A 3288-nucleotide genomic window follows, 5' to 3' on the forward strand; every position below is an offset into this window, starting at 1 on the left:
GGTCCGGCGGCGGCCCGGCGGCGCCGCTTCAGGTAGGCGCGGAGCCCGACGAGGGCGACCAGCACGCCGAGCGCGGCGAGCAGGTAGACCTGGTAGCGCAGCGCCTGTTCGTAGAGGGTGCCGATGTCCGTACCGAGGGCGTAGCCGAGCGAGGCCCAGACGCCCACCCAGAGCGCGGCGCCGGCGACGTTGGCGGGCAGGAAGCGCCGCCAGGCCATGTCGGTGGTGCCGGCGATGATCCCGTTGGTCTGGCGCAGGACGTCGATGAACCGGGCGACCAGGACGACCTTGACGCCGTTGCGCCGGAAGAAGCCCTCGGCGTGGGCCATCCGGGCCGGGGTGAGCCAGACGTACTTGCCCCAGCGGTGGACGAAGGCGTGGCCGCCGGTGCGGCCGATCAGGTAGCCGAGGCTGTTGCCGACCACCGCGGCGGTGAACGCCACCGCGACCACACCCGCGATGGACATCCGGCCGGTGCCCGCGTAGACGGCGGCCAGCACCAGGACGGTCTGGCCGGGGACGGGGATGCCGCAGTTGTCGAGCAGCACGAGCAGGCCCACTGCCAGATAGCCGTAGTCGTCCAGCAGTGGGGCCAGGTGGGCCAGCGGGCCCGGCAGCGGGGGCGGGGTCGTCAATCCCTTAGCGGCGTTCCTGCTGGTGCTCGATGACGCAGTCGGGGCCGGGGTAGACCAGGCCGTCGTGGCCGTCCTCGAAGTGGACCAGGTACGGGGGCTCGCCGTCGGTCCCGCGGACCTCGATGATCTCGCCCTTGCGGTCCACCATGCCGACGGACCGGCTGTGGATGTGGAGCTGGTCGCCCACAGTGGCTTGCATGATCATGCTCCTCGGTGGCTGTCGACACTGAACTGTGCTTCCACTCTGCGGCGCGGGCCGGGTGCACGCAATGGGGGCAGATGGGGCACAACGTCCCTCACCTCTCAGGTGATCACATCTTTGCTGGACCATCACATCCAAATTGCATGCTTCGATCGATTTTTTGCGCACGGGTATGGACTTCGTGCATCCGCTGCTCATAGTCTCGCCACGCCCGGCGGGAAGCCGCGGGCTGCACCGGTGCGTCGTCGACACGGCGTCAGTGCGGCGCGGCGGCCGGGCACTTGCCCCCACCCGGAGCACCCCCACGATCGGCAAGGATGTGCAGCCGCAGATGCAGCAACCACCCCCCACCCGGCACGGCAGGCGCACCGTCGCGGCCCTGACCGCCACCGCCCTCGGCACCGTCGGCCTGCTGACCGCCGTCCTGGCGAACGCCGGTGCCGCGCACGCCGCCGGCGTGCCCGCCCTCTCCCCGCTGAACGTCCCGGGCCGCGGAGCGACCGTGCCGTTCGTCGAGCAGGAGGCGGAGTACGCCGCCACCAACGGCACCGTGATCGGCCCCGACCGCAAGTACGGCGCGCTGCCGTCCGAGGCGTCCGGCCGGCAGGCCGTCGCGCTCAACGGCACCGGGCAGTACGTCGAGTTCACGCTGACCCAGCCGGCCAACTCGATCGACTTCCGCTACAGCCTGCCGGACTCGGCGGACGGCAAGGGCCGCGACGCCTCGATCGACCTGCTGGTCGACGGCGCCAGGCTGAAGAGCGTCCCCGTCACCTCGAAGTACAGCTGGTACTACGGTGGTTACCCGTTCAACAACAACCCGGGCGACTCCAACCCGCACCACTTCTACGACGAGACCCGCACCCTGCTCGGCCAGACCTACCCGGTCGGCACCAAGATCCGGCTGCAGGTCGCCTCGACCGCCCAGTCGCCCACCTTCACCATCGATCTGGCGGACTTCGAGAACGTGGCCGGGCCGATCGGCAAGCCGGCCGGCGCCCTCGACGTGGTCGCCGACTTCGGGGCCGACCCGACCGGTGCCACCGACTCCACCGCCAAGTTCCAGGCCGCGGTCGACGCGGGCGCGGCGCAGGGCAAGACGGTGTACATCCCGCAGGGCAACTTCACCCTGTACAGCCACGTGGTCGTGGACAAGGTCACCCTGGTCGGCGCCGGCCCGTGGTACTCGGTGCTCGGCGGGCGCGACCCGAACAACCGCGCCAACGCGGCCGGCGTCTACGGCAAGTGGGCCAACCAGGGCGGCAGCTCGAACGTCACCCTCAAGGACTTCGCGATCATCGGCGACATCCGCGAGCGGGTCGACGAGGACCAGGTCAACGCGCTCGGCGGCGCGATGTCCAACTCCACCGTCGACAACCTGTGGCTGCAGCACACCAAGGTCGGCGCCTGGATGGACGGCCCGATGGACCGCCTCACCATCAAGAACAGCCGCATCCTCGACCAGACCGCCGACGGCGTGAACTTCCACACCGGCGTCACCAACTCGACGGTCACCAACACCTTCGTCCGCAACACCGGTGACGACGGCCTCGCCTCCTGGCCGCAGGACAAGCCGAACACCAACGACAGCTTCACCCACAACACCGTGGTGCTGCCGATCCTGGCGAACAACATCGTCACCTACGGCGGCCGCGACTTCACCATCTCCGACAACGTCATGTCGGACACCATCACCAACGGCGGCGGCCTGCACATCGCCAACCGCTACCCGGGGGTCAACTCCGGCAGCGGCACCGCCGTCGCGGGCACCATCACCGCCGCCCGCAACACCCTGATCCGCACCGGCAACAGCGACTACAACTGGAACTTCGGCGTCGGCGCGGTCTGGTTCAGCGGCCTCAACGAGCCGATCAGCGGCGCGACGATCAACATCACCGACACCGACATCCTGGACAGCTCCTACGAGGCGATCCAGACCATCGAGGGTGCGGCCAACGGCATCAACTTCACCAACGTGAACATCAACGGCGCCGGCACCTACGCCGTCCAGGCGCAGGCCAACGCCACCCTGAAGTTCACCAACGTGAAGGCCAGCAACATCGCGCAGTCCGCCACGCCGATCCACAACTGCGTGGGCACCGGCTTCGTCATCACCGACGGCGGCGGCAACTCGGGCCTGACCGGCTCCACCTGCACCGGTACCTGGCCGGCACCGGTCTGGACGTACAACGGCGTGCCCTCGAACCCGGGCACCTCCAGTCCCTCGCCGAGCCCCTCGCAGTCCTCCTCGCCCTCGCCGAGCCCGTCCTCCTCGCCGACGCCGACCTGCCCGACCGGCACCGGCAACGTCGCGCAGGGCAAGCCCGCCACCGCGTCCAGCAGCAACCAGACCTACGGTGCGGGCAACACGGTCGACGGTGACGCCAACTCGTACTGGGAGAGCGCGAACAACGCCTTCCCGCAGTGGGTTGTCCGAGGTCTCCGCCTCGA

General features: G+C 69.5%; 3 protein-coding genes. 1 reads left to right on the forward strand and 2 read right to left on the reverse strand.

Annotated elements, in window-relative coordinates; translation table 11 throughout:
• Positions 1-635 (reverse strand): DedA family protein (locus ABZ641_RS30365; protein WP_359986931.1); only part of this gene is annotated, 635 nt, incomplete at its 3' end.
• Positions 636-639: 4 nt separating this feature from the next.
• Complete coding sequence (locus ABZ641_RS30370; RefSeq protein WP_344627148.1) at positions 640-834, reverse strand: DUF1918 domain-containing protein; 195 nt, start codon at positions 832-834, stop codon at positions 640-642.
• Between the two features lie 334 nt (positions 835-1168).
• Here ABZ641_RS30370 and ABZ641_RS30375 point away from each other — a divergent pair.
• Positions 1169-3288, forward strand: a 2120-nt coding sequence (locus tag ABZ641_RS30375; protein ID WP_359986934.1) for a glycosyl hydrolase family 28-related protein, incomplete at its 3' end; no start/stop codon positions are given.

The organism is Kitasatospora sp. NPDC007106, assembly GCF_040634455.1.
GTDB classification, from domain to species: domain Bacteria; phylum Actinomycetota; class Actinomycetes; order Streptomycetales; family Streptomycetaceae; genus Kitasatospora; species Kitasatospora arboriphila.